Origin of the sequence: Curtobacterium sp. VKM Ac-1393 (assembly GCF_015350995.1) — a bacterium.
GTDB lineage: Bacteria > Actinomycetota > Actinomycetes > Actinomycetales > Microbacteriaceae > Curtobacterium.
Genome location: NZ_JADKRW010000006.1, coordinates 266,160 through 289,541, shown reverse-complemented (window position 1 = coordinate 289,541; position 23,382 = coordinate 266,160). Strand labels below are relative to the sequence as shown.

General features: G+C 70.9%; 28 protein-coding genes. 21 read left to right on the top strand and 7 right to left on the bottom strand.

Features of this window, described 5'->3' with window-relative positions; all coding sequences use genetic code 11:
• Positions 1–53: 53 nt before the first annotated feature.
• Positions 54–884, top strand: coding sequence for a pyrroline-5-carboxylate reductase (gene proC / locus ITJ59_RS14965; RefSeq protein ID WP_194652082.1), 831 nt, complete (start codon positions 54–56; stop codon positions 882–884).
• Positions 885–899: 15 nt separating this feature from the next.
• Here proC and ITJ59_RS14960 read toward each other — a convergent pair whose 3' ends face one another.
• Entirely contained in the window at positions 900–1,565 is a 666-nt protein-coding gene (locus tag ITJ59_RS14960) for a potassium channel family protein (protein ID WP_194652188.1), read from the bottom strand.
• Between the two features lie 22 nt (positions 1,566–1,587).
• Positions 1,588–3,021, bottom strand: a complete 1,434-nt coding sequence (locus ITJ59_RS14955; protein WP_194652081.1) for a TrkH family potassium uptake protein — start codon at positions 3,019–3,021, stop codon at positions 1,588–1,590.
• 74 nt (positions 3,022–3,095) lie between these two features.
• On the opposite strand from ITJ59_RS14955, the gene ITJ59_RS14950 reads away from it, so the two are divergent.
• The 5 genes from ITJ59_RS14950 to ITJ59_RS14930 all read left to right on the top strand — a co-directional run bounded on the left by ITJ59_RS14950 (position 3,096) and on the right by ITJ59_RS14930 (position 4,766).
• Positions 3,096–3,611, top strand: a complete 516-nt coding sequence (locus ITJ59_RS14950) for an ArsR/SmtB family transcription factor (protein WP_194652080.1) — start codon at positions 3,096–3,098, stop codon at positions 3,609–3,611.
• 100 nt (positions 3,612–3,711) lie between these two features.
• Positions 3,712–3,906 (top strand): helix-turn-helix domain-containing protein, encoded by a 195-nt coding sequence (locus tag ITJ59_RS14945; RefSeq protein ID WP_022902482.1) that lies wholly within the window; start codon positions 3,712–3,714, stop codon positions 3,904–3,906.
• Positions 3,907–4,034: 128 nt separating this feature from the next.
• Positions 4,035–4,133: a 30S ribosomal protein bS22 gene (locus tag ITJ59_RS14940; protein ID WP_003792170.1), complete on the top strand. Its 99-nt coding sequence runs from the start codon at positions 4,035–4,037 to the stop codon at positions 4,131–4,133.
• An 88-nt stretch (positions 4,134–4,221) separates the two neighbouring features.
• Positions 4,222–4,476, top strand: a complete 255-nt coding sequence (locus ITJ59_RS14935) for a glutaredoxin family protein (protein ID WP_111084287.1) — start codon at positions 4,222–4,224, stop codon at positions 4,474–4,476.
• Positions 4,473–4,766 (top strand): Dabb family protein, encoded by a 294-nt coding sequence (locus ITJ59_RS14930; protein ID WP_194652079.1) that lies wholly within the window; start codon positions 4,473–4,475, stop codon positions 4,764–4,766. The genes ITJ59_RS14935 and ITJ59_RS14930 overlap by 4 nt, the downstream gene beginning before the upstream one ends.
• 96 nt (positions 4,767–4,862) lie before the next feature.
• Here ITJ59_RS14930 and aspS read toward each other — a convergent pair whose 3' ends face one another.
• Positions 4,863–6,203, bottom strand: a complete 1,341-nt coding sequence (gene aspS, locus ITJ59_RS14925) for an aspartate--tRNA(Asn) ligase (protein ID WP_194652078.1) — start codon at positions 6,201–6,203, stop codon at positions 4,863–4,865.
• A 172-nt stretch (positions 6,204–6,375) separates the two neighbouring features.
• Between aspS and ITJ59_RS14920 the strand changes: the two genes are divergently transcribed.
• Together ITJ59_RS14920 and ITJ59_RS14915 are read left to right on the top strand one after the other, a co-directional pair.
• Positions 6,376–6,729, top strand: coding sequence for a hypothetical protein (locus tag ITJ59_RS14920; protein ID WP_228511572.1), 354 nt, complete (start codon positions 6,376–6,378; stop codon positions 6,727–6,729).
• Positions 6,713–6,922, top strand: a complete 210-nt coding sequence (locus ITJ59_RS14915) for a hypothetical protein (protein WP_194652076.1) — start codon at positions 6,713–6,715, stop codon at positions 6,920–6,922. Before ITJ59_RS14920 ends, ITJ59_RS14915 begins: the two co-directional genes overlap by 17 nt.
• Here ITJ59_RS14915 and ITJ59_RS14910 read toward each other — a convergent pair.
• Complete coding sequence (locus ITJ59_RS14910; protein WP_416354873.1) at positions 6,899–7,300, bottom strand: MerR family transcriptional regulator; 402 nt, start codon at positions 7,298–7,300, stop codon at positions 6,899–6,901. The two genes, ITJ59_RS14915 and ITJ59_RS14910, sit on opposite strands and share 24 nt — an antisense overlap.
• A 42-nt stretch (positions 7,301–7,342) precedes the next feature.
• Here ITJ59_RS14910 and ITJ59_RS14905 point away from each other — a divergent pair, with 42 nt between their 5' ends.
• The 6 genes from ITJ59_RS14905 to ccsB all read left to right on the top strand — a co-directional run bounded on the left by ITJ59_RS14905 (position 7,343) and on the right by ccsB (position 13,652).
• Positions 7,343–8,833: a SulP family inorganic anion transporter gene (locus tag ITJ59_RS14905; protein WP_194652075.1), complete on the top strand. Its 1,491-nt coding sequence runs from the start codon at positions 7,343–7,345 to the stop codon at positions 8,831–8,833.
• A 68-nt stretch (positions 8,834–8,901) separates the two neighbouring features.
• The gene (locus ITJ59_RS14900) at positions 8,902–9,558 is read left to right on the top strand and encodes a histidine phosphatase family protein (RefSeq protein ID WP_194652074.1); all 657 of its coding nucleotides are present in this window, start codon (positions 8,902–8,904) and stop codon (positions 9,556–9,558) included.
• A gap of 14 nt (positions 9,559–9,572) precedes the next feature.
• Positions 9,573–10,193, top strand: coding sequence for a TlpA family protein disulfide reductase (locus ITJ59_RS14895; RefSeq protein ID WP_194652073.1), 621 nt, complete (start codon positions 9,573–9,575; stop codon positions 10,191–10,193).
• A gap of 45 nt (positions 10,194–10,238) precedes the next feature.
• Positions 10,239–10,937 (top strand): cytochrome c biogenesis CcdA family protein, encoded by a 699-nt coding sequence (locus ITJ59_RS14890; RefSeq protein WP_194652186.1) that lies wholly within the window; start codon positions 10,239–10,241, stop codon positions 10,935–10,937.
• Positions 10,921–12,630, top strand: coding sequence for a cytochrome c biogenesis protein ResB (gene resB, locus ITJ59_RS14885; RefSeq protein ID WP_194652072.1), 1,710 nt, complete (start codon positions 10,921–10,923; stop codon positions 12,628–12,630). Before ITJ59_RS14890 ends, resB begins: the two co-directional genes overlap by 17 nt.
• A gap of 5 nt (positions 12,631–12,635) precedes the next feature.
• A complete protein-coding gene (gene ccsB / locus ITJ59_RS14880) occupies positions 12,636–13,652 on the top strand; it encodes a c-type cytochrome biogenesis protein CcsB (protein ID WP_194652185.1) in 1,017 nt (338 codons plus the stop codon).
• Between the two features lie 267 nt (positions 13,653–13,919).
• Here the strand turns inward: ccsB and ITJ59_RS14875 are convergent, their stop codons facing one another.
• Complete coding sequence (locus ITJ59_RS14875) at positions 13,920–14,909, bottom strand: o-succinylbenzoate synthase (protein ID WP_194652071.1); 990 nt, start codon at positions 14,907–14,909, stop codon at positions 13,920–13,922.
• Between the two features lie 133 nt (positions 14,910–15,042).
• Here ITJ59_RS14875 and ITJ59_RS14870 point away from each other — a divergent pair, with 133 nt between their 5' ends.
• The 4 genes from ITJ59_RS14870 to ITJ59_RS14855 are packed head-to-tail and all read left to right on the top strand — an operon-like array spanning position 15,043 to position 18,650.
• On the top strand, positions 15,043–15,471 hold the full coding sequence (locus tag ITJ59_RS14870; RefSeq protein WP_194652070.1) for a hypothetical protein: 429 nt from the start codon (positions 15,043–15,045) through the stop codon (positions 15,469–15,471).
• Positions 15,472–15,521: 50 nt separating this feature from the next.
• Entirely contained in the window at positions 15,522–16,451 is a 930-nt protein-coding gene (locus tag ITJ59_RS14865; protein WP_194652069.1) for a 1,4-dihydroxy-2-naphthoyl-CoA synthase, read from the top strand.
• A 16-nt stretch (positions 16,452–16,467) separates the two neighbouring features.
• Positions 16,468–17,598, top strand: coding sequence for an AMP-binding protein (locus ITJ59_RS14860; RefSeq protein ID WP_194652068.1), 1,131 nt, complete (start codon positions 16,468–16,470; stop codon positions 17,596–17,598).
• A gap of 50 nt (positions 17,599–17,648) precedes the next feature.
• Complete coding sequence (locus ITJ59_RS14855; RefSeq protein WP_194652067.1) at positions 17,649–18,650, top strand: 1,4-dihydroxy-2-naphthoate polyprenyltransferase; 1,002 nt, start codon at positions 17,649–17,651, stop codon at positions 18,648–18,650.
• A gap of 12 nt (positions 18,651–18,662) precedes the next feature.
• Here ITJ59_RS14855 and ITJ59_RS14850 read toward each other — a convergent pair whose 3' ends face one another.
• The gene (locus ITJ59_RS14850; RefSeq protein ID WP_194652066.1) at positions 18,663–18,998 is read right to left on the bottom strand and encodes a DUF4229 domain-containing protein; all 336 of its coding nucleotides are present in this window, start codon (positions 18,996–18,998) and stop codon (positions 18,663–18,665) included.
• 64 nt (positions 18,999–19,062) lie between these two features.
• On the opposite strand from ITJ59_RS14850, the gene ITJ59_RS14845 reads away from it, so the two are divergent.
• Entirely contained in the window at positions 19,063–19,419 is a 357-nt protein-coding gene (locus ITJ59_RS14845) for a PLD nuclease N-terminal domain-containing protein (protein ID WP_194652065.1), read from the top strand.
• The gene (gene menD, locus ITJ59_RS14840; protein WP_194652184.1) at positions 19,412–21,160 is read left to right on the top strand and encodes a 2-succinyl-5-enolpyruvyl-6-hydroxy-3-cyclohexene-1-carboxylic-acid synthase; all 1,749 of its coding nucleotides are present in this window, start codon (positions 19,412–19,414) and stop codon (positions 21,158–21,160) included. The genes ITJ59_RS14845 and menD overlap by 8 nt, the downstream gene beginning before the upstream one ends.
• Positions 21,161–21,206: 46 nt before the next feature.
• On the opposite strand, the gene ITJ59_RS14835 is transcribed toward menD, so the two are convergent.
• A complete protein-coding gene (locus ITJ59_RS14835) occupies positions 21,207–22,466 on the bottom strand; it encodes an isochorismate synthase (RefSeq protein WP_194652064.1) in 1,260 nt (419 codons plus the stop codon).
• Positions 22,467–22,574: 108 nt separating this feature from the next.
• On the opposite strand from ITJ59_RS14835, the gene ITJ59_RS14830 reads away from it, so the two are divergent.
• Entirely contained in the window at positions 22,575–23,366 is a 792-nt protein-coding gene (locus ITJ59_RS14830) for a demethylmenaquinone methyltransferase (protein WP_194652063.1), read from the top strand.
• The last annotated feature ends 16 nt before the right edge of the window (positions 23,367–23,382 follow it).

Sequence of the window (23,382 nt, the reverse complement as noted above, 5' to 3'; positions counted from 1 at the left end):
TCTCCCGATCTGGAAGACGATCCTAGGCGAGGCCGGTCGGTAGGGTCGGGAGCATGACGATCGACCTGCCCCGTACCGCCTTGCTCGGTGTCGGCTCCATGTCCGGCTCGGTCCTCGACGGCCTGCTCGCCGCGGGCCTCGACCCGGCGACCGTGGTCCTCACGACGAAGTCCGAGGCGTCCGCGGCTGCCCACCGCGCTCGCGGGCTCGACGCCACCGCGAGCGACACCGACCCCGACGCGAACCGTGCAGCGGTGCGTGGCGCAGCGCTCGTCGTCGTCGGCGTGAAGCCGTACATGATCGCGGACCTGCTCGACGAGGTCGCCGCCGACCTCGAGCCCGGCGCGGTCCTCGTGAGCGTCGCCGTCGGCACCACCACCGCGAGCATGGAGTCGCGGGTCCCCGCCGGCGTCCGCGTCGTCCGCGCGCTCCCCAACACGCCCATCGGCGTCGGCCACGGCGTGACCGGGATCAGCGCCGGTGCATCGGCCGACGCTGACGCCGTCGCGCTCGCGTCGTCGGTGTTCACCGCTTCGGGCGAGGTCATCGAGGTTCCCGAGGGACAGCTCGACGCGTTGTCCGCGGTGTCGGGATCCGGCCCGGCGTACGTGTTCCTGCTCGTCGAGGAGTGGCAGCGCGCCGCCGAGGCGCTCGGCTTCACCCCCGAGCAGGCCGCCACGATGGTGCAGGGCACGCTGCGCGGCGCCGTCGAGCTGCTCGACCGGTCAGACCGGGCGCCCGCCGACCTGCGGCGCGCCGTCACGAGCCCGAAGGGCACCACCGAGCGGGCCGTGGCCGTGCTGCAGGACGCGGACCTGTCCGACACGTTCCTGCGCGCTTCACGTGCCGCGATCGCGCGCGCCGAGGAGATCGCCGCGTCCTAGACACGGCTCGTGTGGCTACTCGTAGGCGGCGAAGCGCTCCAGGTCCGTCTCGGAACCCGACACGATGATGACGTCGTTCTCGCCGATGATGCTCTCCGGCGTCGCCGGCACGAACGGGCTGCCCGGCGGCTTGATGCCGAGCACCGTCAGGCCGAACCGCGTGCGGATCACCGTGGTCGCGAGGTCCTTGCCGCGCACCGCCCGCGGCGGGAACATCTTGACCACCGCGAAGTCGTCGTCGAACTCGATGAAGTCGAGCATGCGGCCCGACACCAGGTGTGCGGTGCGCTCGCCGGCCTCGCGTTCCGGGTAGACGACGTGGTTCGCGCCGATGCGGGACAGGATCGTGCCGTGCGATCGGCTGATGGCCTTCGCCCAGATCTGCGGGATGCCGAGGTCGACCAGGTTCGCGGTGATCAGCACGCTCGACTCGAGGTCGCTGCCGGTGCCGACGACCGCGATCGCGAAGTCCTGCGCACCGATCTGCCGGAGCGCGTCGATGTCGGTCGCATCGGCCTGCACGGCGTGCGTGACCCGGTCGGACCACTTCTGCACCAGGCCCGCGTCGGTGTCGACGACCAGGACCTCGCGGTCCTGCCGCTCGAGCTGACCGGCGGTGGCGGCACCGAACCGGCCGAGACCGATGACGAGCACCGGGGCGTCGTGACTGATCGCACCCATCGGGTGCGGGGGGCGGGTTCGGTCAGCCAACGATCGGCCTCTCCTCGGGACGGCGGAACAGTTGCCGGCTCTGACTCGCGGCCAGGGCTGCGGCGATGGTCACTGTACCGACCCGGCCGAGGAACATGGTGGCGGCCAGGACGTACTTGCCGGACTCGGGCAGGTCTGCGGACACACCAGAGGACAGACCGCTGGTGGAGAACGCCGAGATCACCTCGAACAGGACACGGTCGAGCGAGTCGTCGGTGAGCTGCAGGAGCACGACGGTCGCGACCGCCACGATCGTCGCGCCCCAGAGCACGATGGCGACCGCGACTCGCAGCACGTCGCTGGGGATCCGGCGCCCGAACGCCTCCATGCTCTGCCGGCCGCGGGCCTCGGCAACCGCGGCCAGGAACAGCACGGCGAGCGTCGTGACCTTGATGCCACCGGCGGTCGACGCCGAGCCGCCGCCGATGAACATGAGCATGTCGGTGACGAGCAGGCTCGACCCGTTCAGCTGGTCGAAGTCGACGAGCGAGAAGCCGCCGGAGCGGGTCATCGTCGACAGGAAGAGCGCCTGGAACGCGGTCCGGCCCGCCCCTTCTTCGCCGAAGGTCGTCGGGTTCGAGGCCTCGAGTGCGGTGTAGACGATCGCGCCACCGACGAGCAGGACGGCGCTCGTGGCCAGCGTCAGCTTGACGTGGATCGGCCAGCGGCGCGGCGTGCGGAGCTGCTTCGTCAGGGCGCGGATGACCGGGAACCCGATGGACCCGGCGACCACGCCGAGCATCAGGAGCGACAGGAACCAGTAGTCGTGAGCGAACGGGTCGAGGCCGTCCGCGTTGGGCGAGAAGCCGGTGTTCGTGAACGCCATCGCCGCGTAGTAGAAGGAGTCGCCGACGGCAGTCCAGAACGGGATGCCGGCGATCAGCACCGACGGCAGGAGCAGCAGGCCGAGGACGATCTCGATCGACAGGGTGCTCACAGCCACCGTGGCGAGCAGGGTGCCGACCTCGCCGAGGCGGACGGCCTGCCCCTCGGGGACGGCCCCGTGGTGGGTCCGGAGCGGGTTGGAGTCGCCGGCGGCCATCAGCTTCGCGCGGAGCCCGAGCTTGCGGGTCACGAACAGCCCGAGGATCGAGGCGAAGGTCAGGACCCCGACCGCACCGATCTGCGTGCCGATCACCACGAGGACCTTGCCGAACACCGACCAGTGGGTCGCCATGTCGACCGTCGCGAGTCCGGTGACGCAGACCACCGACGCCGCCGTGAACAGCGCGTCGGAGAACCCGGTGCCGGTACGGTCCGCGGCGGCCCACGGTGTCATGAACAGCACCGTGAACACGAAGATGAGGGCGATGAACACCAGGATCGCCAAGCGCGACGGCGACGAGCGCAAGACCGTGGCGATCCGGCCGACCCGTCGCCGGGGGACGGTCACGTGCCGCGGGAGCGGCTCGGTGCGGTCGAGCATCGTATGCCTCCGAGGACATGGGCCGGGACGGTTCGTCATGGTACATCCGCGGTGCCCCGGCTAGCCTTGCCCGCATGGCCGACATCTTCTCCGTCGTGGCGGACCCCACGAGGCGCGAGCTGCTCGGGACCCTCCTCGCCGCGTACGGGTCGGACGTCACCGGTGGCGAACTCAGCGTCGGACAGCTGGTCGAACGACTCGGGGTCAGTCAGCCGACGGTGTCGAAGCACCTCCGCGTCCTGCGCGACATCGGGCTCGTCACCAGCCGAGAAGAAGGCCAGCACCGCTTCTACCGGCTCGACCCCGAGCCGCTGGTGTCGTTGGAGGACTGGGTCCTGCCGTTCACCGGTGCGGTCGACGCCGACGGGATGCCCGCGACGACCGCGTGGACCCCGGACGGCCAACCGGTGTCGATCCGTCGGAACGGCGTCGCCGGCAAGGCCACGGTCGAGGTCGGGACCGAGCTCGGGCGTGTCATGGCCGAGGCGTCCTACCGGGCCACCGCGGCGATCTCCGGCGCCCAGCACGGCTGGGAGCGCGTCGTCGACCGCAGCCGCAAGCGGTTCACCCGCCGCGGCGACGACGACTGAACCTGGACACCGGGTCGCACGCGCCTCTACAGTTACCAGTGACCACACAGGTCACACCAAACCCGTGCGCGGATCGCGTGCGAGCCACCGAAGGCGGATCATGACCGGCAGTTTCGACGACGTGCGCTTCCTCACCGTCGCTGAGGTCGCCGAGATGATGCGTGTCTCGAAGATGACCGTGTACCGGATGGTCCACGCAGGTGAGCTCCCCGCCATCCGTTTCGGCCGGTCCTTCCGTGTCCCCGAGTCAGCCGTCGCCGACGTGCTGCGCGGTGGCATCGCAGACGTCGGCTGAACGCACGCACGTCCGTTCCGAGCGCGTTCGACATCGCGTCAGCCCTCCGGTAGACTCGGCCGGGTTGATTTTCCGCGGTCTCGACGGCCCGGTGTCCGATACATCAGCACAGTCCGAGCGAGGTCCACATGGGTTCTGTCATCAAGAAGCGTCGCAAGCGCATGGCGAAGAAGAAGCACCGCAAGCTCCTTCGCAAGACGCGTCACCAGCGTCGTAACAAGAAGTAGATCGAGAGAGGTCTACGCAGGGTCGAAGGACCCGCACGTGAAGCCCCGGTTCGCCGGGGCTTTTGTGTTCCCGGGCTACGCTGGGACCATGCCCGCAGTGACGTTCCTGACGAAGCCCGGATGCCACCTCTGCGACGACGCCCGACCCGTGGTCGAACGCGTCGTCGCCGAACACCCCGGCGTGACCCTGCAGGAGCGCTCGATCCTCGACGACGACGCCCTCCGTCAGGAGTACGCCGAGGACATCCCCGTCGTCCTGGTCGACGGGCGCGTCCACAGCAACTGGCACGTCGACGCCGACCGGCTCGCACGTGCCCTCGAGAAGGCCGGTGCCTCCGCATGATCTCCCACGTCGTCGCCTGGACCCTGCGCGAGGACCTCGACCGCGCGGCGACCATCGCCCGCATCCGCGAACTCCTGACCGGCCTCACCGGCACGATCGGGTCGATCCGTTCGCTCGAGGTCGTCGAGAACGTCGCCTACCCGGAGAAGAACAGCGACGTCGCCGTCGTCGCGACGTTCGACGACCTCGCGGGACTCGACGAGTACCAGGTGCACCCGGACCACCAGGCTGCCGCAGCCGAGATCCGTGGACTGGTCACGGGGCGGGCTGCCATCGACTGGCAGAGCTGAGCCGGGCCTCCCGACCGCCCCGGCGCTCGCGCCCAGTGAGCAGAAGACGCCGCCTCCGGAACTCGGAGGCGGCGTCTTCTGCTCGTTCGACGGTGACTACGGGGTCAGACGAGTGGGGCCACGGAAGAGGTACGTGACCTCGCGGATGGACGGCTCGCCGAGCATGAGCATGAGCACGCGCGCCAGGCCCATGCCGAACCCACCGTGCGGCGGCACGCCGTAGCGGAAGAAGTCGAGGTACCAGCCGAGCTCCTCGGGGTCGAGGCCCTTCTCGACGGCCTGCGCCTCGAGCACGTCGACGCGGTGCTCGCGCTGCGCGCCCGTCGAGATCTCGGCGCCGTTGAAGATGAGGTCGTAGCTGTTCGTGAGCGACGGGTCGCCGGGCTTCCGCATGTGGTAGTACGGCCGGATCGAGGCGTCGTACTCGGTGACGAACACGAACTCGGAACCGTGGTGCTCCTTGGCCCAGGCGGCGACGCGGCGCTCGCCCTCGGGGTCGAGGTCGCCGTCGGCACGGACGACGTCGTGTCCGCTGTCGGCCACGATCTTGCGGGCCTCGGCCAGGGTCACACGGGGGAACGGCGTGGCGGGGACCTGCAGCTCGAAGCCGAAGACCTCCTCGATGTCCTTGCCGTACTTCTCCTTGACCGCCGTGATGCCGGCGACCAGGACCTCTTCGTGCATCGCCATGACGTCCTCGTGGGACTCGATCCACGAGAACTCGGCGTCGACGCTGGTGAACTCGGTCGCGTGCCGGCTCGTGAACGAGGGGTCGGCGCGGAACGCGTCGGCGATCTCGAACACGGCACCGAAGCCGGCCGGCTGCGCCATCTGCTTGAAGTTCTGCGGCGACTGCGCCAGGTAGGCGGTCGTCTCGAAGTACTCGAGCTGGAAGAGCTCGGCGCGCGACTCGGACGCCGACGCCATCAGCTTCGGCGTGTGGATCTCGATGTAGTCGCGGTCCACCCAGTAGGTGCGGAACGCGTGCTCCAGCGTGGTCTGGATGCGGAAGATCAGGTTCTGCTTGCGGTTGCGCAGGTCGAGGAAGCGCCAGTCGAGCCGCTTGTCGAGCGACGAGTCGTCGGCGATCGGGGTCTCCGCGATCGCAGCGCTCACCACCTGGAGCGAGCCGATCTTGACCTCGAGGGCGCCGAGCTTGACGCGCTCGTCGTGCTTCAGGGTGCCGGTGGCGTGGATGAAGGTGCCGTGGGCGAGGCCCGAGATCTCGTTGGTGGTGGCGAGCGCGGCCTGGGCTGCGTCGTCACCGTCCTCGGCCTCGCGCGTGGCGGGGTTCACGAGCTGGACGGCGCCGGACTCGTCGCGGAGGACGACGAACTGCACCTTCTTCTGGTCTCGGACGGTCTCGACCCATCCGGCCACGGAGACGGGGCCGTCGGGGAGGGCAGCGAGGTCGGCGATGCGGGTGCGTTCGATCACGGTGGTCGAGTCTAACCGTCTGCGTCCGGCGGCGTCGGTCCGCAGGGTTTCCCCTCCACAGAGCGGCCCGCTTCCGGCGTCGTCCACAGCGCGGTCGGGAGGCACGTGGCGGCGTCACGCGGATCCGTAGCGTTCTCGACGTGGCCGGGTCGCGAGACGAGAGGGGGACCGGGTGGGGACGGGGACGGGGGAGCTCGCGGCCTGGCCGCCTGCGGCGGTCGCGACGATCGTCGCGTCGTTGTTGGCGCTCGGAGGAACCACGACGGCGACGATCTGGTCGTTCATGCGGTGGCGGCGAGAGCAGCGCGTGATCGACAGAGCGTACGTGTGGCAGCAGGTCGTCTGGGTAGCCGAGATGGTCTCGTCCGACGACGTCGGCAAGACGGAGATCGGCCGGATGGTCGCCGGCGCGATGTACGACATGCAGATTCATGGACAGGTCGACGATCCAGGTGTGAGTGTCCTGGTACGAACACTCGGAGAAGAGGAACGCGATGCAACGGATGTTCATGCACAAGACCGGTGAAGAACGCCGGCGTGCTCAGGTCCGGCTCAACCAGGTCATCCTCGATGCCTACCCGAAGCGGAAGGCGCGGAAGCTGATCGCGATGTTCGAGCGGGTGGAAGCGCGTTTGGAGTACTCCCCTGAACAAGCTGCCGAGGCTGAACGGCGATGGCTCGCGCGGTACGAGCGTTCAGGGGAGCGAAGCGCGGAGTGACCCCAGGGTCCCGATGAACTCCTCGGCCATGCCGGCCCGTTCGACGAGCTTGGCGTGCCGGGCCCGGGCGTCGTCGAGGTACTCGTCGAGGCGTGCAGCCAGCGCGGGCTCGTCGTCGGGGTCCTTCGCCGCGAGCGCAGCGACGACGCGCAGCAGCTCCGCCATCTCGTCGAGCGTGAACCCGAGCGGCTTCATCCGGCGGATCACCAGGAGTCGTTCCAGGTCCTGCGCGGTGTAGACCCGGAACCCGCCGGTCGTGCGGCCGCTCGGCACGAGGAGCCCGACCTCGTCGTAGTGGCGGATCGTCCGCAAGGACATCCCGGCGCGGTCCGCAAGCTCGCCGATGTGCATCGTGTCCGGGACGTCGCTGGTGCTCACGGTGCACGACTCTACCCTCACGTGAGGGTAGAGTTCCGATCGATGTCCGTGATCACACACGCGCCGGCGGCCCCGAGCGTCCTCACCGCCCTCCGTTCGCCCCGCATGCTGACCCGTGAGGTCCTCGCCGGTGTCGTCACCGCGCTCGCCCTCATCCCCGAGGCGATCTCGTTCTCCGTCGTCGCCGGCGTCGACCCGGCGGTCGGCCTCTTCTCGAGCGTCATCATCGCGATCGTGATCTCGATCGTCGGCGGCCGCCCGGCGATGGTGTCCGCCGCGGCCGGGTCGGTGGCGCTCGTCATCGCGCCGCTCGTCCGTGAACACGGCATCGAGTACCTCGTGCCCGCGATCGTGCTCGGCGGCGTCTTCCAGCTCGTCCTCGGCTTCCTCGGGGTCGCGCGCCTGATGCGCTTCATCCCGCGCAGCGTCAACGTCGCGTTCGTCAACGCGCTGGCGATCCTCATCTTCACCGCACAGCTGCCGAACCTGCTCGGTGACGACGTCCCGTTCGTCGTCTGGCCGCTGACCGCGCTCGGCATCGCGATCATCGTCGGGTTCCCGTTCCTGACGAAGGCGGTCCCGGCGCCGCTCATCGCGGTCGTCGTGATCACCGGCATCACGATGCTCTTCAGCGTCGTCGTCCCGACGGTCGGCGACGAGGGTGACCTGCCCACTGCGCTGCCCGGGTTCACCGGCATCGTCACGCCGTTCTCCTTCGACACGCTCCAGATCATCGCGCCGTACGCGTTCGGTGTCGCGATCGTCGGCCTCATCGAGACCCTGTTGACCGCGCAGCTCGTCGACTCCATCACGGAGACCGGCTCGAGCAAGTGGCGGGAGTCGTGGGGGCAGGGCGTCGCCAACATCGCTTCGGCGTTCTTCGGCGGTACGGGTGGCTGCGCGATGATCGGCCAGACGGTGATCAACGTCAAGACGGCGGGAGCCCGGACCCGGATCTCGACCTTCGTCGCCGGGGCGTCGGTGCTGGTCCTGACGATCGTGCTGCACGACGTCGTCGCCGAGATCCCGATGGCCGCCCTCACCGCGGTGATGCTCATGGTCTGCGTCGCGACCTTCGACTGGCACAGCATCCGTCCACGCACCCTGCGACGGATGCCGCTCGGCGAGACCGCCGTCATGCTGATCACCGTCGTGGTCGTCGTCGTCACCGAGAACCTCGCGACCGGGGTGCTCGTCGGCGTGGTCGTCGCGGCGCTCGTCTTCGCGCGACGAGCGGCCCACGTCGTGACCGTGGTGCGGGAACCGGTCGACGAGCACACCGTGCGGTACCGGGTGCGCGGTGCCCTGTTCTTCGCGTCGTCGAACGACCTCGTCACCCGGTTCTCGTACGCCGAGGACCCGGAGCACGTGGTCATCGACATGTCGGACGCCCACGTCTTCGACGCCTCGACGGTCGCTGCTCTGGACGGGGTCGAGCAGCGGTTCGCGAAGCACGGATCCACCGTCGAGGTCGTGGGCCTGAACACCGGGTCGGTCGCGATCCACGGGCGGTTGACGGGCGAGCTCGGCTGAGCGCTTCCGCATCCGGTGAATCGGCTGAGGGGCCGGTGAGCGTCGACGGGCGACCTACACTGGAACCCATGCCCGCCACGCGTCTCCACCTCGTCCGGCACGGCGAGGTGCACAACCCGGACCGCGTCCTGTACGGGCGGCTGCCGGGGTTCGGACTGAGTGAACTCGGCGGGCGGATGGCCCTGGCCTCGGCGACCGCGTGGAAGGACGCCGGCGTCGACGTGCGCAGGATCGTCGCCTCGCCGCTGCAGCGCACACAGGAGTCGGCTGCGCCGTGGTCGAACGCGTACGGGCTCGACGTCACCCTGGACGAGCGGATCATCGAACCGACGAACCGGTACGAGGGCCAGCCTCCCGGCTTCACGAAGCGCTCGCTCGGCCGTCCGGCGGAGTGGCCCTGGATCGCGAACCCGTTCCGGCCGAGCTGGGGTGAGGCGTACGAGTCGATCGCGGGCCGCATGCTGGCGGCGATGACCACGGCGTGGGAGAGCGTCGACGAGGGCGACGTCGTCCTCGTCAGCCACCAGCTGCCGATCTGGATGGTCCACCGGAAGCTCGCGGGGGAGTCGCTCTGGCACGACCCGCGGAAGCGCCGCTGCGACCTGTCGAGCATCACCACCGTCGAGCGGGTGCCCGCCACGCCGACCGGTCGGTTCACCGAGGTGGGGTACGCGGATCCCGCGCAGGAGCTGCGCGCGACCGCGGTTGACGAAGGAGCAGTGTGAACGGCACGAGCAGTGTGAGCGGCACCCGAAAGCGGTTCGCGGTCCTCGCAGCGACGGCGGTGGCCGCGGCGCTCGTCCTGTCCGGGTGCTCGTCGGACAGCGGTGGGCTCGCGAAGCAGTACGGCAACGGCACCACCCAGAACTACATCTCCGGCGACGGCGCGGTGACCGAGGTCTCCGCCGACAAGCGGTCCGACGCAGTCGACTTCGAGGCGAAGGACTCCGACGGCGACACCGTCTCGTCGAAGGCGCTCAAGGGCAAGGTCGTCGTCCTGAACTTCTGGTACGCCGGCTGCCCGCCGTGCCGTGCAGAGGCGAAGTACCTCAACAAGGTGCACGCGTCCTACGCCGACACCGACGACGTCGCCTTCATCGGCGTGAACGTCCGCGACGAGGCCGCGACGGCAGCCGCGTTCGAGCGCACCTTCGGTGTCGACTACCCGACGGTCCTCGACCAGAAGACCGGCACCATGCAGCTCGCGCTCTCCGGTCAGATCGCCCCGAACGCCGTGCCGGCCACGATCGTCCTCGACACGAAGGGCCGCGTCGCCGCCCGGGTGCTCGGTGCGATCGACGGTACGAGCATCCTGAAGACCCTGATCAGCGACGAAGTCGACGCCGGCAAGGCCTCCTGACCCGTGGCCTCCAACCCCTTCGCCGACGCGATCCTGAGCGGCCAGATGGCCGTGGCGCTGCCCGTGGCCGCGCTCGCCGGGCTCGTGTCGTTCCTGTCCCCGTGCGTGCTCCCGCTCGTGCCCGGCTACCTCGGGTACGTCGGCGGCATCGCCGAGGGCGGACAGCGCCGGGGCCGGGTCGTGCTCGGGGTGCTCCTGTTCATCCTCGGGTTCACCGCGGTCTTCGTGGCCTACACGACGGTGTTCGGGGCACTCGGGTTCTGGCTCGTCCGGTGGCGCGACCTCATCACCCAGGTCCTCGGCGTCGTCGTCATCGCGATGGGCCTGGTCTTCGTCGGCCGGTTCACGTTCATGCAGCGCACGATCAAGCCGAGCTGGACCCCCGCCACCGGGCTCGTCGGTGCCCCACTGCTCGGCATCGTGTTCGGCCTCGGATGGACCCCGTGCCTCGGCCCGACGCTCGCCGCCATCAACCTGCTCAGCGTCCAGTCGGGCAGTGCCTGGCAGGGCATGTGGCTCGGCGTCGCGTACTGCCTCGGGCTCGGCATCCCGTTCGTCCTCGTCGCCCTCGGCGCCGGTTGGGCGACGGGTGCGATCCGTGCCGTGAAGCGCCACATGCGCACCGTCAACATCATCGGAGGAGCGATCCTGATCGTCATCGGTCTGCTCATGGTCACCGGAATCTGGTCGGCCGTCATGTCGAGCGTCGGGGCGGTGATCCAGAGCTTTGTCCCCGCGGTCTGATCCCGACACCGAAGCGACGGGTACCGACTCCGCGTCGGACCCGCAGCGACCGTCCGACCACGTCGACGGCTCCGGCCCCGGCGACACCGGGGTCAACCAGCCGAAGCTCGGCTTCGTCGGCACCCTCCGGTTCTTCTGGCGGCAGCTGACGAGCATGCGCACGGCGCTGTTCCTGCTCATGCTGCTCGCGCTCGCGGCGATCCCGGGCTCGCTCGTGCCGCAGCGCACCGCCGACCCGAACGGCGTCGTCCAGTACAAGAACGACCACGCGACGCTGTACCCGATCCTCGACAAGCTCCAGGTCTTCGACACCTACACCTCGGTGTGGTTCTCGGCGATCTACCTGCTGCTCTTCGTCTCCCTGATCGGCTGCATCGTGCCGCGCACGAAGCACCACTGGCAGGCCCTCCGCACCCGTCCGCCCCGGACCCCCGTCCGCCTGACGCGACTCGCGGGATTCCGCACCGTGGCGGTGCAGCCCGACGCGATGATCGACGGCACCACCGGGATCGACCTGGCCACGGGCCTCCCGTCCACCGAGCACGCGGTGACGCGTGCGATGGCCATCCTGAAGCGCTCCGGGTACCGCGTCGAGCGCTTCGGAGACTCGGTGAGCGCGGAGCGCGGCTACCTGCGCGAGACCGGCAACCTGGTGTTCCACGCTGCCCTGGTCGGCGTCCTGCTGGCCGTCGGTGTCGGCGGCGGCTTCGGCTTCACCGGGCAGCGGCTGCTCGTCGAGGGGCAGACGTTCTCGAACGTGCTCGGTTCCTACGACTCGTTCAACCCGGGCCGGTGGTTCCAGCAGACCGACCTCAAGGGCTACAACCTGACGCTCGACAAGTTCGTCACGAAGTACGAGGAGAAGAACCTCGACGCCCTCGGCCAGGCGCTCGACTACTCGGCGACCGTGACGAGCAAGGAGAAGGGCGGCGAGTCGACGACCAGCCGGCTCGGCGTGAACGACCCGCTGCACGTCGGCGGCACCAACGTCTACCTGCTCGGCAACGGGTACGCCATGAACGTCACGGTGCGCGACGGCGAGGGCAACGTGGCGTTCCAGGACGTCGTGCCGTTCCTGCCCGAGGACGCCAACTACACGTCCACCGGCGTCATCAAGGTGCCGGACTCGGTGCCGGACCAGCTCGGCATGGTCGGGTTCTTCTACCCGACGGCGGTGAAGAACGCGACCGGCGCGTACACGAGCGCCTACCCGGACACGCAGAACCCGCTGCTGACGCTGCAGGTCTACACGGGTGACCTCGGTCTCGACAGCGGCGTCCCGCAGAGCGTCTACACGCTCGACACCAAGGGCCTCGACCAGATCGCCGGCCGCCAGTCGGACACGGCGAGTGTCGAGCTCAAGCCCGGGCAGACCAAGAAGCTGCCGAACGGCGCCGGGTCGATCACCTTCGACGGCGTCAAGCGGTACGTGTCGCTCGACGTGCACCACGACCCCTCGCAGGCATGGGTCGCCGGGTTCGCACTGCTGTCGACCCTCGGCCTGCTCACGTCGCTCTTCGTCCCGCGCCGACGCGTGTGGGTGAAGGTCGTGCCCCGCAAGGGTGCAGAGCACGGCGAGTACGACTTGGAGTACGCGGGCCTCGCCCGCGGTGAGGACCCCAACCTCGAACGGGCCGTCGCGGACATCGCACAGCGCCACACGTCGGACCTCGGAGTTAGGATGCCCCAGTGAACGACATGACCACGAACCTCGCGACCTACTCGGTCGTGCTGACGTACTCCGCGATGGCGGTCTACGTCATCGCGTTCATCGCGTTCGCGCTCGACATGGCGAAGCGGTCCGGTGACGTCACCGCCGCCGCGAAGAACGCCGGGGCCGACTCCGACGACGCGGCCGCCGCAGGCGCCTCCCGCGAGGCGAAGACGGTCGCGACCGTCCGTGGCGGCACGGTCGTGCTCGAGCAGGTCGCCGCACCGCCGGTGAACGGCAGCGGGTCCGGTCGCAGCACGAAGTTCGAGCGCGTCGGCATGGCCATGACGATCCTCGCCCTGGTGCTGCACGTCGCCTCGGTCGTCCTGCGCGGCATCGCGGCCGACCGTGTGCCGTGGGGCAACATGTTCGAGTTCTCGCTGACGGGCACGGCGCTCATCACGCTGATCTTCCTGCTCGTGCAGTTCTGGCAGAACCTGAAGTTCCTCGGCGTCTTCATCACCGGCCTGACGATCATCCTGCTCGGCATCGCGACCGTGAACTACTGGGTGCCCGTCGTCCCGCTGCAGCCCGCGCTGCAGTCCTACTGGCTCGTCATCCACGTCTTCGTGGCGATCGCCGGCACCGGGTTCTTCGCGCTCGGTGCGGGGCTCGCGGTGGCGCAGCTCGTGCAGACCTACCGACAGGGCCGGACCGCGTCGGGCAAGCTCCGCTTCATGGCGACCCTGCCGGACGCCGACCGCCTCGAGGTCCTGACCTACCGCGTCCTGCTCGTCGGCTTCGTCCTCTGGACGTTCACCCTCATCGCCGGTGCCGTCTGGGCCGAGCGTGCCTGGGGTCGGTACTGGGGGTGGGACACCAAGGAGGTCTGGACCTTCATCATCTGGGTCGTCTACGCCGGGTACATCCACGCCCGGGCGACCCGTGGCTGGCGCGGTGCGCGGTCGTCGTGGCTGGCGCTGATCGGCTTCGCCGCCGTGATGTTCAACTTCTCGGTCGTGAACGTCTTCTTCAAGGGCCTGCACAGCTACTCGGGCTTGTGAGCGCGTCGGGTCGCTGACGCGGCCCTGGTCGCGACCATGGCCGGACGGGAGGCACGGTGCCAGCTGGCACCGTGCCTCCCGTCCGTCGTTCGCGCGCGTCTCGAGCCGCGTGTCGAGGTCGCGCGAACCGGCGTTCCGGCCTCTCCAGGTTCCGAAATCTCGGAACCTGGAGGGGAGCGAGAGGTGTGTCGTGGAACCTCGGCGAACGTGAGCGGTGTGTCGTGGAACCTCGACCGCCGCGGAGACGACGGCGTCTTCCGACTGGGTCTACGACGCGGCGAGCAGGGCGTGCACCCGCTCGAGCCGCGCCCGCCACCACGCGGTGCGCTCCGGCGACGCGGCGTTCCGCTCCAGCAGCTCCGACGACACCGACACCCGGCGGACCGGCACCCGGCCACCGACCGGCAGCAGGGGATCCGCAGTGACGTCGGACGTGAACATCACAGCCGTCCCGAGCCCCGCGGCGTACCCCGGGGACATCGCCGACGCGGCCAGGAACGCCCCCATCCCGAGTCCCACCGAGGTGTCCAGCGCGCTGGAGACCACGCAGGGCAGTCCCGCCTCGGCGATGACGGCACGGGCGGCCGAGACCCCGCCGAGCGGCTGCGCCTTGACGACCAGGACGTCGGCGGCGCCGGCCCGGGCGACCGCGAGCGGGTCCGCGGCCTTCCGCACGCTCTCGTCCGCCGCGATCCGGACGCCGAGACCGACGATCCGTGACCGCAGTTCCGCGAGCTCCGGCACCGTGCGGCACGGCTGCTCGGCGTACTGCAGGTCGAACGGGGCGAGGCGTTCGAGCGCCTCGGCGGCCTGGTCGACGCTCCACAGGCCGTTGGCGTCCACCCGGACGGCGGCGGTGGGACCCATCACCCGTCGGACCTCCGCGACCCGGGCGACGTCGTCGTCGATGGTCGTGCCGGGTTCGGCGACCTTGACCTTCGCGGTGGTGCAGCCGGGGTAGCGCTCGAGCAGTGCCTCGACCTGGTCCGGGGCGATCGCCGGCACGGTGGCGTTCACGGGGACCGAGTCCGTGGCGGCCTCGTGCGCGGTCCACCCGAAGTCGACCGCGCCACGGAGCCACGCGGCCGCCTCGGTGTCGTCGTACTCGACGAAGGGCGAGAACTCGGTCCACCCGGAGGGGCCCCGCAGCACCATCGCCTCGCGCAAGGTGATGCCGCGGAACCGCACCCGCATGGGCAGGGCGACCACGTGCGCGTCGGCGGTGAGTTCGGCGAGGTCGGGGAGCACGTCCGCCATCCTCCCACCGCATCCAGCGGGCCTGCCGGTTCCTCGGAGGCGACCGCCAGGGCCGGGCATTAGCATGCATCGGTCGGCCTCGGTCGGCACACGACACGACCCGGGCCGATCGGCCCGGAACGAGGGAGGCGCGGTGGCGCGGGAACCGCAGCAGCCTGCATCACGGCAGCGTGCATCGCAGCGCCCCGGCCGCGACACCGACGAGTTCGCCCGGCTCATGCAGCAGGGCACCGTGGACGTCCGGCAGAGCGCGGTGCGCCGGCGTCGCAGTCCGGTCGTCGGCAAGATCGCGCTCGGGCTCGCGGTGGTCTCCGCCGCGGTGGACGCCAGCGCGTTCGCGGTGTTCATGGGCGGCGACACCGAGTTCGCGTTCGGGATCTGCTTCGTCGTCGTGTTCCTGACCCTCATCGCCGCGGTGCTCGGCTTCGTCGCCGCCGTCGGTGCGCTCGGCCGCTGGTACGGCGCCGTCGGGGTCGTCGTCGCCTTCTTCGCCAACCCGGTCATCCTCATCGTGATCGTGGTGTTCGTCGCCCCGGAGCTGCTGACGGGCATGGGCGCCTGAGTCGGCTGCCCGACCAGGGCGACATCGGCCCGCGACGGTACGTTGGGGGCATGGCTGCTCCCGTCTCCGACCTGTTCGACCCCGACGTCTGGACCGCGGCTCCGATCGCGGAGCAGTTCACGGACATCACGTACCACAAGCACGTCTCGAAGGGGATCGTGCGGGTCGCGTTCGACCGGCCCGAGGTGCGGAACGCCTTCCGCCCGCGCACCGTCGACGAGCTGTACCGTGCGCTCGACGACGCCCGTCAGGATCCCCGCGTCGGCGTCGTCCTGCTGACCGGCAACGGCCCGAGCCCGAAGGACGGCGGCTGGGCGTTCTGCTCCGGTGGCGACCAGCGGATCCGCGGGCGCAGCGGTTACCAGTACGTGGGCGACGAGGGTGCACCGCCCGAGGGGGTGGACCCGGCCGCGGCACAGGCCTCGATGGGCCGGCTGCACATCCTCGAGGTCCAGCGCCTCATCCGCATGATGCCCAAGGTCGTCATCGCGGTCGTGCCGGGGTGGGCGGCCGGCGGCGGACACTCGCTGCACGCGATCTGCGACCTCACGATCGCGAGCGCCGAGCACGGCAGGTTCAAGCAGACCGACGCCGACGTCGGTTCGTTCGACGGCGGCTACGGCAGCGCCTACTACGCCAAGCAGATCGGGCAGAAGTTCGCGCGCGAGGTCTTCTTCCTCGCGCAGGAGTACTCGGCGCAGCGCGCGTACGAGATGGGCGCGGTGAACGCCGTCGTCCCGCACCAGGAACTCGAGCGCGAGGCGATCCGCTGGGGCGAGATCGTCCTGGGCAAGTCCCCGACGGCGATCCGGATGCTCAAGTACGCGTTCAACGCCGTCGACGACGGCATGGTCGGGCAACAGGTCTTCGCTGGCGAGGCGACGCGGCTCGCCTACGGCACCGACGAAGCCGTCGAGGGTCGTGACTCGTTCCTCGAGAAGCGCGCCCCCGAGTGGACGTCGTTCCCGTGGCACTACTGAGCCCGGCGGTGCCGGTATGACCCATCCCCTGGTCGCGATGGGCACGTCGGATCCGTCGGTCGTGCTCCGCGGCCTGGAGGCAGCACTCACCGGCGGCCCCGCGCTGCTCCCCGTCGCCGAGGGAACGCCGGCGCTGCCGACCCCGCCACCGTCCGACGTCCGGCAGGGGGTCGCCCTGGTGGTCGAGACGAGCGGATCCACCGGCACCGGCAAGCGCGTGGCACTCTCGTCCGAGGCGCTCCTCGCCGGTGCCGCAGCGGCGGACGCCGCGCTCGGCGGACCGGGCAGCTGGGTGCTGGCGCTGCCCACGCACTACATCGCGGGCCTCAACGTCCTGACCCGGTCGATCGCGGCGGGGACGACCCCCGTCGTCGTCGCGCCGGGGCACTTCGACGCCGCGACGTTCGCGGACGCCGCGGACCGGGTCGTCACGGGTCCGGCCGCCCCGCGCCGGTACACGTCGCTCGTCCCGGTGCAGCTGGCCCGCGTGCTCGACGACGACCGGGCGACCGCCGCACTGAGCGGGTTCGACGCCGTCCTGGTCGGCGGGCAGGCGACCCCGACGGCGCTGCGCGAGCGAGCGGTCGCCGCCGGCGTGCGGATCGTGACCACCTACGGCGCGAGCGAGACGAGCGGCGGCTGCGTGTACGACGGCGTCCCGCTCGGCACCGTGCACTCCGCGGTCGTGGACGGCGAGCTGCAGCTGTCCGGACCGATGCTCGCCGAGGGCTACCTCGGCGACGACGACCGGACCGCTGCGACGTTCGTCGAGCGTGGTGGGCTGCGTTGGTACCGCACGGGGGACGCCGCCACGGTGTCGGACGGTGTGGTCCGGGTGCTCGGACGCCTCGACGACGTGGTGATCTCCGGGGGCGAGAAGGTCCGGCTCGGCGCGGTGGAGCGCCTCGTGCGCGACCTGCCCGACCAACACGGGGCGGTCGTCACCCGCCGGGCCTCGGGGGAGTGGGGCGAGGTGCCGGTCGTCGTCACCGAGCAGCCGCTCGACCTCGACACCGTCCGGTCCCACGTGGGCGACGCCCTCGGCCGAGCCGCACGTCCGGCCGCGGTGGTGCTCGTCGAGCGCTTGCCGATGCTCGCGTCCGGCAAGCCCGACCGGCGGGCGATCCAGGACCTCGCGGCACGGTAGGTGCGCTCGACGGCACCGCGGCGCAGTGCGACGCGGCGCGGATAGGATCGGTGGTCGTGGCACGAACGAAGAACACGACGCACAAGCAGGGCCGATCGGGCAACCCGGCCAAGGCTGCAGCCCCGGTCCGCTCGAAGCGGCGGGCGACCGCGCGGGACTGGATCGGCGGGGCGCGACTCCGCACCCTGACGCTCGGCGTGGTCCCCGTGGTGCTCGGCACGACCGTGGCCTTCGTCGACAGCGGCACCACCGACGACTTCGGTGGGTTCCTGGGCCAGGACGGGCACCTCGCCATCGCCCTGCTCGCGCTGGCGGTGGCGCTGTTCCTGCAGATCGGCGTGAACTACAGCAACGACTACTCCGACGGGGTCCGCGGCACCGACGAGTACCGCGTCGGCCCGGCTCGCCTGACGGGGGCTGGTCTCGCGAAGCCGCGGACCGTGCTGACCGTCGCCCTGACGTTCTTCGGTCTGGCAGCCGTCGCCGGGATCGTCATCGTGGTGCTCACCCAGCTGTGGTGGCTGCTGCTCGTCGGCGCCGCTGCCATCGTCGCCGCGTGGTTCTACACCGGTGGCAAGAAGCCGTACGGCTACAACGCGCTCGGCGAAGTCTTCGTCTTCGTGTTCTTCGGTCTCGTCGCGGTGCTCGGCACCCAGTACGTGCTCATCGACCGGGCCACCGCGAGCGGGTGGGCCGCCGCGGTCGCCGCCGGGTTCTTCGCCTGCGCGGTCCTGATGGTGAACAACATCCGTGACATCGACGAGGACCGTCTGGCCGGCAAGCGCACGCTCGCGGTGGTCGTCGGTCGGCCGGTGGCACGGGTGCTCTACGGCTTGTTCCTGATGCTGCCGTACGTCGTGTTGCTCTGGTTCGTGCTGCTGTACTTCCGCACCGGCTTCACGTACTTCTCGCTGCTGCTGGCGCTGCCGGCGCTCGCCATCGGTGTGTCGTCGCGCAAGCCGCGTGAGCTCATCACCGCGCTGCAGCTGTCGTCGTTCGCGTCGCTGGTGTTCGGCGTGGTGCTCGGCATCACGCTCGCCGTCCAGCCGTAGGGCTCCGCCGGGCTACTCCGCGTCGGTGTCCCGGCGCGCGGCGTGGCGGTCGGCGTCCGACACCGGGCGCACGGCCTTGGTGTCCGCGGCGTCGGTGTCCGCCGCGTCGACGAAGTCGTCCTCGAAGTCGCTGTCCGCATCGCGCTCCGGGGCGCCACGACGGTTCGCCAGGCTCAGGGCGACCTTGGTGCGGAGTCCGGCGAGCGCGATGTAGGACACCAGCAGCCCGACCAGGGCGGCGATGATCGTCGCCCAGTACCAGGGCATCGGGGTCAGGAGCAGGAGGAGCACGAGCGCCGCCGCGAAGATACCGAGCCGGGCCAGGGTGTACAGGAGCCACGCTTTCACCCGGCAAGTCTACGGACGGTCGACCGGCAGGGGCATCACAGGCTCGCGACCTACACTCCTGGGCATGGTCCGCTTGTGGTTGATCGTCGTCGTCGCCGCCGTTGCCTTCACGGTGTACGCGGCCATCGACTGCGCCACGATGCCCCGCGAACGTGTCCGCTCCCTCAGGCGCGGCGTCTGGATCCTGCTCGTGATCGTCCTGCCCGTGCTCGGCGGCGTCCTCTGGTTCCTGCTCGGCCGCTCCCCGGCGACCCCGGGCGCCACCGCCCGCTACCGTGGACCCGAAGACGACCCGGACTTCCTCGGCAGCACGCCGGTTCCGGGGGACACCCTCACGGACAAGGACCAGGACGACGCGACCCTCCAAGACCTCGAAGACCAGTTCCACGAGCGGGACGACGACGGCCGCACCGATCGCTGACGGTCCCGCCGGATCGGGCAGCCCGGCGACCGACGCCGCACTGGCGCTCCTGCAGGAACTCGTGCGTGCCGGCGTCACCGACGTCGTGGTCAGCCCCGGGTCGCGGTCGCAGGCCCTCGCCTTGGCGGCCGTCGCCCTCGAACGCGCCGGTGGACTGAGCGTGCACGTCCGGCTCGACGAGCGCACCGCCGGGTTCTTCGCCCTCGGCCTCGCGGTGGAGTCCGGTCGACCGGCCGCCGTCGTGACGACCTCGGGCACCGCCGTCGCGAACCTGCACCCCGCCGTCCTCGAAGCGCACCACTCCGGTGTCCCGATGCTCGTGCTGAGCGCCGACCGCCCCGACGAACTCCGTGGCATCGGCAGCAACCAGACCACCGTCCAGCCGGGGATGTTCGGCGACGCGGTCGCCTTCGTCCGCGACGTCGAGGCGCCCTCCGCGCACGGGGCCGACGCCTCGGTGCGTGCAGCGCTCCGCGACCTCGCCCGCCAGGCCGTCGCCGCGGCCGCCGGACACACCGGACAACCGGGACCGGCGCAGCTCAACGTCGCGTTCCGTGAACCCCTGTCCGCGGGCCTCGACGTCGAGCACGTGCAGGGCGTCCCCGACGACGAGGTCGACACCGCGTTCGCCACCCGACGCGTGCACGGGGGCCTGCCGGTCGCCGAGCTGTCACCGGACGATGCGCCGGGCACGGTCGTCATCGCCGGGCACGACGCCGGCGAGGACGCCGAGCGCATCGCCTGGGAGCTCGGGGCGCCCCTGCTCGCCGAGGTCTCCAGCGGCGCACGGTTCGGCCGGAACCTCGTCGTCACCTACCGCGAACTCCTGCGCGACGCCGACTTCGGCGGGGCGGTCCGTCGGGCCGTCGTGCTCGGGCACCCGACCCTCAGCCGTGAGGTCCCGGAGCTCCTGCAGCGGCAGGGGGTCGAGACGATCGTGGTCCGCGGACCGGCAGCCGATCCGTACGACCCGGCCCGTGCCTCCCGACCGGACGCCGTGACCACCTTCGTGTCCGACGTCCGCGTGACGGGCCGGACCCGTCCGGAACACCGTGCGTGGGTCGGCCGCTGGGTCGGCGCGAGCCGGCAGCTGCTCGGTGACGGCGACGCCGGACCGGACCTCGGCGCCAAGCGGTCCGCGGACCGCGCCGAACGCAACAAGTTCCTGCGCGACGAGGTCGCCCTCCGCCGCCGGCCCGTCGATCGTGCCATGCTCGCCGATGCCGTGTGGGGCGTGACGTGGCCGCATGACCGACTCGTGCTCGGTGCCTCGCAGATCATCCGCGTCGCCGACGGGCGGGTGCTCGGCAAGAAGATCCGGGTCCACGCGAACCGCGGCCTCGCCGGCATCGACGGCACCGTGTCGACCGCGCTCGGGATCGCCGCGGCGCTCGAGCAGTCGTCGGCGTCGGTCGGCACCACGCGCGTGCTGCTCGGCGACCTGACGCTGCTGCACGACCTCGGGGCGTTCGTCACCGGCACCGAGGAGCGCACGCACCGGGTGCAGGTCGTCGTCGGCAACGACCACGGCGGTGCGATCTTCCGTGGGCTCGAGGTTGCGCGCACCACGCCGGCAGAGGACATGCGACGGATGATGTCGACCCCGCAGCACGTCGACGTCGAACGGGTCGTGACCGGGCTCGGCTGGGAGTACCGCCGCGCGGAGACGTGGGGCGACCTCGAGCGGGTGCTCACCGACCCGGCCGAACGGGTCGTGATCGAGGTCCCGCTGGCGGACTGACGCGGCGCTCCGGCGTCGCGACGCTCAGGCCAGGGCGCCGCGACGTTCAGGCCAGGGCGTCGGTGATCGGTCGGAACTTCAGGGCGGTCTCGGCGACCTCGCGCTCGGGTTCCGACCCCGCCACGACCCCGGCACCCGCCCACGCCCGCACGGTGCCGTCGTCGTCGATCCGGGCGCTGCGCAGCGCGAGCATCCACTCGCCGTCGCCGGTGGCGCTCATCCAGCCCACCGGACCGGCGTACCGGCCACGGTCGACGCCCTCGAGCTCGGCGACGAGCCGGACGGCGACGTCTGTCGGGGTGCCGGCGACCGCGGCCGTCGGGTGCAGGGCATCCGCGACGTCGAGCGAGGTGGTGTCCGGCGGCAGCGTCGCCTGCACGTCGGTCGCCAGGTGCCACAGGTTCGGCAGCTGCAGCCGGAACGGCTCGGGGTCGGCGCGCAGCTCGGTCACGAGCGGCCGGAGCGAGGCGAGCAGGCTGTCGATCGCGAACGCGTGTTCCTCGACGTCCTTCGCACTCGCGGCGAGGGCCTCGGCCGCGGCGCGGTCCGACACCTCGTCGGCACCGCGCGCGGCGCTGCCCGCCAGGACACGTGCCGTCAGCTTGGTGCCGTCGGTGCGGGCGAGGGTCTCGGGGGTCGCGCCGACGAGTCCGTCGACGGCGAACGTGACGCACTGCGGGTAGGCGCTGGCGAGGTCGAGCAGCAGGGCACGGCGGTCGGCACCCGACGGCAGCGTGCCGACGAGGTCGCGGGCGAGGACGACCTTCTGCGCCGCCCCGGCCACGATGCGGCGGACGGCCTCGGCGACGTTCGCCGCGTAGACGTCCTCGTCGATCCGGCCGGGGCGCAGCGCCACGGAGACGTGCGGGCCGATCCGGGGGACCGGCACCGACGTCCGGGTGAAGGCGAGGGGTTCGGCACCGGCGGTCGTGTCGATCGCGGTGAGCCAGGCCTTGCCGCGTCGGCGGCCGATGACGACGCGCGGGACGATCAGCACGCTCTCGTCGGCGGAGTCGTCGGCGAAGGCGAAGGACCCGAACGCGACCAGCCCGGAGCCTCGGAGCTGCACCGGGTCGTCCACGACGGCCGACTCCACGACGGTGCGCCACACGGCCGCGGCGTCGCGCATCCGGTCGGGTCCGGTGAACGTGAACCGCAGTGCCTCACCGATGCCGACGATCCCGTCGCCGTTCCGGACGAAGGCCAGGGGACGGTCGCGGAGGGTGTGGCGGAGGACGGTGCCCGGGTCGTCGAGGATCCGGGTGGAGACCGTCAGCGGGGGCGCCGCCGTGGTGGTTCGGGTCACGCCTCCGATGCTACGCGCGGTCGGTGGAGCGCCCGGCCGGGCGCCCGTCGCGCGGACCGTCGCCGCGAGTCCGGTGAACGTACGGTCGGGACCTCTAGGATTGGTCGGGTGAGCAGAGCGGACCTGAACAAGCGGCCGGACGAGGTAGCGGCGATGTTCGACGACGTCGCGGCCAAGTACGACCTCACGAACGACATCCTGTCGGCTGGCAACGCACCGCTGTGGCGTGTCGCCACGGTGCGGGCGGTCGACCCCCAGCCGGGCGAGAAGATCCTGGACATCGCTGCCGGCACCGGCACGAGTGCCGCGGCCTTCGCCAAGAAGGGGGCTGAGGTCAGTGCGCTCGACCTCTCCGCCGGCATGATCGCGGTCGGTCGCGAGCGGCACCCCGAGATCACCTTCGTCGAGGGCGACGCGGAGCACTTGCCCTTCGACGACGACACGTTCGACGCCGTCACGATCTCGTTCGGGCTGCGCAACGTGAACGACCCGAAGCAGGCGCTCGCCGAGATGCTCCGCGTGCTCAAGCCCGGCGGTCGCGTCGTCATCTGCGAGTTCTCGACGCCGCCCCGCGCCCTGCTGCGCCTCGGCTACGGCACGTACCTCAAGCGCGTGCTGCCGGGCATCGCGAAGCTCTCGAGCAGCAACCCGGCCGCCTACCGCTACCTCGCCGAGTCGATCGACGCCTGGCCGGACCAGCAGGTCCTGACGCAGTGGCTGCGCGGCGTCGGGTTCTCGGTGGTCGCCTACCGCAACCTCACGGCCGGTATCGTCGCACTGCACCGCGGCCGCAAGCCCGTCGCCGACACGGTGCGCGAGTCCGCGGCCCGTCGTGCGAAGGCGCGCCGAGACCACCAGACCACCGGCGAGCAGCCGCGCGTCGACCCGGCCGACGACTGACCGGTCACCACCCCCG